This is a genomic window from Priestia veravalensis (assembly GCF_001457055.1).
In the GTDB taxonomy this organism is placed as follows: Bacteria; Bacillota; Bacilli; order Bacillales; family Bacillaceae_H; genus Priestia; species Priestia flexa.
Genome location: NZ_KQ758736.1, coordinates 1 through 6,538 on the forward strand (window position 1 = coordinate 1; position 6,538 = coordinate 6,538).

Annotated in this window: 4 protein-coding genes and 1 pseudogene; 1 reads left to right on the plus strand and 4 read right to left on the minus strand. The window is 34.5% G+C overall.

From position 1 onward, the window contains the following. The 4 genes and pseudogenes from AS180_RS23010 to AS180_RS20735 form a co-directional block, all read right to left on the minus strand. Nucleotides 1-174 (minus strand): annotated as a pseudogene (locus AS180_RS23010) (IS5/IS1182 family transposase); the annotation flags it as partial. A 233-nt stretch (nt 175-407) separates the two neighbouring features. Further along, complete coding sequence (locus AS180_RS20725; RefSeq protein ID WP_062687444.1) at nt 408-1,346, minus strand: ring-cleaving dioxygenase; 939 nt, start codon at nt 1,344-1,346, stop codon at nt 408-410. A gap of 255 nt (nt 1,347-1,601) precedes the next feature. Then, nucleotides 1,602-2,000 carry a DoxX family protein gene (locus AS180_RS20730; protein WP_061785131.1) on the minus strand — a complete coding sequence of 133 codons (399 nt, stop codon included), beginning with the start codon at nt 1,998-2,000 and terminating at the stop codon, nt 1,602-1,604. A 1,231-nt stretch (nt 2,001-3,231) separates the two neighbouring features. Next, complete coding sequence (locus tag AS180_RS20735) at nt 3,232-4,137, minus strand: LysR family transcriptional regulator (RefSeq protein ID WP_025911262.1); 906 nt, start codon at nt 4,135-4,137, stop codon at nt 3,232-3,234. A 169-nt stretch (nt 4,138-4,306) separates the two neighbouring features. Here AS180_RS20735 and gdhA point away from each other — a divergent pair, with 169 nt between their 5' ends. Next, nucleotides 4,307-5,689 carry an NADP-specific glutamate dehydrogenase gene (gene gdhA, locus AS180_RS20740; protein ID WP_062687445.1) on the plus strand — a complete coding sequence of 461 codons (1,383 nt, stop codon included), beginning with the start codon at nt 4,307-4,309 and terminating at the stop codon, nt 5,687-5,689. Nucleotides 5,690-6,538 lie beyond the last annotated feature (849 nt).

Here is a 6,538-nt window from a genome sequence, read left to right on the forward strand (position 1 = left end):
CATCATGCGTGGATGGTAAGCAGGACACCCCGTTTTCTGTAAGAAGCCGGCAAAGGCTTCATCTGGAATATGTTCAACGAGATGGTGAACGGCGAAGGCAATATCATTTTCTTGCAATTTTATTTCTAAATCTAAAGGCAAAACCACTTGATTCATGTTATAATCTTTAAACATAAGGACCCTTCTTTCCGATAAGATTTTGTATGGTAACTTTATTTTATCAGAAGTGGTCCTTATTTTAATGTAAAAATAAACAAAGCCGGTGAAATTTTACTCGTCGTAAAATTTCACCGGCTTTTTCGGTTCAGAGGAGGGTTTTGTCCCAGCCTCTTTTCTTATCATTTTTTTCTTAGTTGAAATAGATTAGATTGATGAATTGAAAGCAAAATAAGCACTCAGACTAGGGTTTAGTCTAACTCTCTCACTTCAAAAGGAAGCAATTCTCTTTCAAGCTGAGCTCGATGAGTTTCATACTGCTCAGGCAGCATTAACTTTTCTCCCATTGTTTCTTGTGACTCATCATGTGCAAAACCTGGTGGATCTGTGGCAATTTCAAATAGAATTTCTCCATGTTCTGTAAAGTAAATAGCATTAAAATAGTTTCGATCTCGTACAGCTGTGACTCCATATCCATTACTAGCTACGTGTTTTTGCCATTCTAACTGGTCCTCATCGTTTTCAACACGCCATGCAATATGGTGAACGGTTCCAACACCCATTTGTCCACGACCGATTGGCGTTAGCTTTAAATCAATGATATTTCCGATATCAGCAGATGATTGAAAACGAATGAAATCTCCTTCTTCACCTACTTTTTCAAGACCCATAACATCCTCTAATAACTTGGCTGTTTCTTCAGGACGAGCAGATAATAATGTTGCTCCCCCAAAGCCTTTAATCGCTACTTCAGGTGTAACCTCACCAAATTGCCACGTGTTTTTTTCACCAGCTTCTCTTTCAACAATTTCTAAATGTAAACCATGAGGATCGTCAAATTCTAAATATTGTTCTCCGAATCGTTCCATCTTTGTTATCGGAATATTAAATTTTGATAATCTCTGCTCCCAAAAATCCATGGCGCCCTTTGGCACTACGTATGAAGTTACACCTACTTGACCATCACCTATTACTCCTTGGCGTGCTCCTGCCCACGGGAAAAAGGTAATAATTGTTCCTGGCTTTCCAGCTTCATCACCAAAGTAAAGATGATACGTACCCGGATCATCAAAATTGACTGTTTGTTTGACTAAGCGTAAACCTAATACACCAGCATAAAAATCAACATTTTCCTGTGGATGACCTACAATCGCTGTAATATGATGGATTCCTGTAGTTTTTTTTGTCATTCTTTATCTCTCCCTTACCATATTTTAATAATTATTTTAATTGTCCTTCATAAAGAAATGGAATATTCAATCTAATCAAATTTACCTAGGTACGCTATATAAAAGATATACCTTTAACAAATTCAAATGATTGAACCAATAATATCTCGAATTCGAGATATTATACAAAAATTCATATGTTTAACTTCTAGAGTAACAAAGTATACGTATCTAACTACTTTTAATAAATTATTCTTTACTTTACCATTTTTCCTTTTAGAAGATAAGGGCGTCGATTGCGTAGTATCCTGGACCGATTATAGCAATACTAATAGCAACAACTAATAATGTAAGGTTATATTCATAACCATTTTGTGTTGCCCAGTAGCCGTTTGGACCGTGTACTTTAATAATAGCTATAAACATTGTTCCAGCAATCATAAGAGCCGCAAGAGGTGTAAGAAATCCTACAGCAAATAAAGCACCACCTACAAGTTCTGATAACCCAGCTATCAAGGCCATTCTAACACCTGGTTTCATTCCAATGGACTCAAACCACCCTCCTGTTCCTTTTAATCCATGACCACCAAACCATCCGAATAATTTCTGAGCTCCATGGGCCATAAATGACAATCCAATTACTAAACGAATTAATAATAAACCAATACTAATCATTTTTAATTCCTCCTATTTTTTTATCATTTTATTAACTTTGATGATTATAGTTAGCAATACTGTATTTTGCCTAAAATTCTAATGACAGCTTTTTTCTTCATCACCCAAAGCTATAAAGAAATCTTCAATAACTTTTTGATTTTAAATTTAGAAGCTTTCTGAAAGGTTAAAAACGGTTTCTGCTAAACTTTTATTCAATATCATCACTTTCTACTTCTAATTTTAATTGAATTTATATTTAATTAAAATATCTTTAATTAGAGATAATTATAAAACGAATATCATTTCATTGTCAATATAAATTTTTATTTATGATGAGAATACCTTAATAAAGCTATGATTCACCGCTTTTTATTGCTTATATTTCCTTCTATGCTCCCTGTTGTATAGTGCCAGAAAACGGACGTCACGAAATTCTTGAAATATGTAGAATAGAACAAGAACAGCTTTCCTTAATTAAAGGTGATATTGATCGTAAGTTATAGATAGACATCTAAAACTATTTCGTTTAAATGTCGCTGCTCATAAAGCTAAAGAAATAAACGTTTATTTTTTATGTAATTAATACTACATATCAATAGTTTGTTGAGTAATTGATAATCAAAGTGATTGGTAATTTTCAACAACAAATCATCTGTTTAAGTAATCTTTATGCTGGCAGCGTTGTACGTTGTACACTGTAAGCTTATAACATACTATGTATTTTTTATTAGTGCTTTTATAAAGTTTATTATGAGATATGACAAGAATATTTTATTAGATATACTTTTATCTATAGAAAAAGGAAGTTTTTGTCTTGATAAATAAAAGCCTCTTGTTGACGAGTTTTTCTATTTTTACACTCCTTTTGTGTTTCTCTTCCTCTTGTCAATCAAAAACTGTCCGTAAAAGTATACTTTCGCGGACAAAATATTTAGATCTATTACAAGATGTTAAAATATTTATTACCATTAACAAAATAAAAAGCTGCCTCGGAGCGTCAGGAGAGGCAGCTTTTTATAAAACTAGATATGAAATGTGTGTGTTAGTAAGTTAAATATAACATATTTTCTTCATGAAAGCGATTTATTATATAAAACAAGCATATGTATAAAAGCTGCATAATTCATGATCTTAACCCTTCTTTTTAAGGGATTCTTTTTGGTTTGGATTCCAGAAAGAATATTATGGTAACTAAAGATGTAATATATTACTTTTCTATACTGGTTACGTGCTTTTTCTTAAGTATAAATTAGCTCTTAAAATCATCTAATCTAGTGAAAAATTCCTGAAGAAAATCATAAAATAACTTTTCCGTTGGAAGTAGTGACCGTTCCTTTGGGGTAATAACCCCTACAGTCCTTGTTACATTTGGTTCAACCAATGGTATTTTAACTGTTGAGCGTGGCAAGCTATCGACTAGCGTGACTTCTGGCATGAGTGTTACACCTAAACCAGCAGAAACTAACCCTTTCAACGCATCGATATCATCCCCCTCAAAGGCAACATTTGGTGTGAAGCCAAGATTCTGACAAGCATTTACAACAATATCTCGAAAGACAAAACCCTCAGGTAATAAAACAAACGGTTCGTCTATTAGTTCTTGAAGTTTTACGGAGGATTCTTTTGCAAGGCGGTGGTGAATTGGCAAAAGAACCACAATATTTTCCGTAAATAAAACTTTTTGTTCAAGTTTTTTTTCTTTGAGAGGAAGTGGACCTATCAGACCAAGATTAAAATCTCCTTTAATCACACCTTCAATTAATTCCTGGTAAAGCGCTTGTTTCAACTGAAATTTTGCTTCCGGATAGCGCAATCTAAATGCATAGATTACAGTTGGTAATGTATACGCTGCTAAACTTATCGGAAAAGTAATGCGTATTGTTCCTTTTTCAGGATCTAAATATTCCTTAACCTCACGTCTCGCATCGTCTATCACATTCATGGCATGTTTCATTCGTTCAAAAAATATTTTTCCAATTGGCGTTAAATGTACCCTCCTTCCTTCTCTGATAAACAAATCAACTTCTAATTCATTTTCTAAATTTACTATTTGTCGACTTACCGAGGATTGTGCTACATGTAAAGAGTGGGCGGCTTCAGTTACGTGTTCGCGTGTAGCCACCTCCATGAAATAACGGATTTGTCTAAAGTCCATTTTATATCCTCCTTATTAGTTAATGCATAAAAAGCATTGATATTATCGTTTCTTTATATTGATTCGATCATTATTTCAATTATAAAATATTTTATACTAACAACTCTAAAAAATTACGAAAAATTTTTTAAATTTTCATTATAAATTAATAAATAGGAGACGGATAAGTATGATAACAATTGAAAAAAATCAATCGACGTATACAGAAAGCGTACAAAATTATGTTAATCAAGTATTTGAAACAGTTAAAAAACGAAATCCAAATGAAAGTGAGTTTCATCAGGCGGTCAAAGAAGTATTCGATTCTTTAATACCTGTTCTCGTTAAAAATCCTCAGTATATTAACCAAGCTATTTTGGAGAGAATCGTTGAACCTGAGAGAGTTATCACTTTTCGTGTACCGTGGGTCGATGATCACGGAAATGTTAGAGTAAATCGAGGGTTTCGCGTCCAATATAGCAGCGCACTTGGTCCATATAAGGGTGGGTTAAGATTTCATCCATCTGTCAACGCAAGTATTATTAAATTTTTAGGATTTGAGCAAATTTTTAAAAACTCTTTAACTGGTCAACCAATTGGTGGCGGTAAAGGAGGTGCTGATTTTGATCCTAAAGGAAAATCAGATGGAGAAATAATGCGTTTTTGTCAAAGCTTTATGCTAGAACTTAGCAAATATATCGGACCTGATACGGATGTTCCTGCAGGTGACGTTGGTGTAGGAAGTAAAGAAATTGGCTTTTTGTTTGGGCAATATAAAAAAATGCGTAGCACCTTTGAAGCAGGCGTTCTAACAGGAAAAGGCCTTAGTTATGGTGGAAGTTTAGCTCGTAAAGAAGCCACTGGATACGGAACAGTTTACTTTGTTGAAGAAATGTTAAAAGATAAGAATCTTAGCTTTGAAGGCAGTACAGTTGTTGTGTCGGGGTCAGGAAATGTCTCAATCTATGCAATTGAAAAAGCGATGCAGCTAGGGGCTAAAGTGGTTGCTTGCAGCGATTCGAATGGTTATATCTATGACAAAAATGGTCTTAACTTAGAGACAATTAAACGCATTAAGGAAATAGAAAAGAAACGTATAAGTACTTATGTAGCTGATCATCCTGAAGCGATTTATGTGGAAAGTTCTAATGGAATTTGGACAGTACCATGTGATATTGCTTTACCATGTGCTACTCAAAATGAAATCGATCAAAACTCTGCAGAATTATTACTTTCCAATGGAGTAAAAGCAATTGGTGAAGGTGCAAATATGCCATCTACATTAGAAGCTGTCGAGATTTTCTTAGAGAACAATATTTTATTTGCCCCTGCTAAAGCGGCAAATGCTGGTGGTGTTTCTGTATCAGCATTAGAAATGGCTCAAAATAGCACTAGGCTTTCTTGGACTTTTGAAGAAGTCGATAGCAAATTACATGCGATTATGAAAAGCATATACCAAAATAGCAAGAAAGCTGCTCAAGAATACAACGCTCCTGGTAATCTTGTCGTAGGTGCAAACATTGCCGGGTTTATAAAAGTTGCTGATGCTATGATTGAGCAAGGTGTTATTTGATACTTCATTAGGAGAATATACTAGTGTGGATATCTTGAATTTAAAGGCTGTTAATAATGGGTGACTTACAGATAGTTTCTACAATTATGATTGCTAGTTTAATTGTACTCTCATGTGCACTCAGTAGAAAAAAACCTACTATTAAGTATATAGCGCCTTTAAGTGTAGGAGTGATTAGTGTGGGTGGTGTTATCGTCAGTTTCCTTATTGGAGGATGGGTATGAGAGTAGGGACACTTAGCTTTACTGCTTTTACTTCATCACTTATCTCCCTACTAACTATATCTATAACTGAATCTGTAAAAAGAAAATTCAGTAAATATTATCGTTAACAAAATAAAAAGCATGTGCAGACATATAATAACAGATTTTTGCTGAAAATACTATATTTTCTCATGCGAGCATATGTATAAAAGGAGCTCTTTTTATACATTCTCGCTTCTTTCAACTACCCAAAAAACGTAGTCATATCAACGGTGTATAAAAAGATGCATACTCAAGCAAAGGAACCCTTAGCTGAACCCTACTGCCGCAAGGGTTCTTTTGCTTGCTTGGTTCCGGAAAGAGACTTTATGTAAACTAGTTTTGTATATGGTATACAGTAAGCCCCCATTCAAACAACGCATATAAACACGCAGCACCTTCTGGTACGATACATGTATGAATCAAAGGAGGTGCATGTCTTATGCCACAACAAAAATTAACGATTGTCCCCGTCACACTACACCCAGATACTAAACATTCTTTATCATCCACTTCTTCAAAAGATCCTTCAATAAGCATTTGCACGATCAAAACGGCAAACGCGGAAATATCCTTCTATGGCGGCGTAGGTGAGCACGTTATCCAA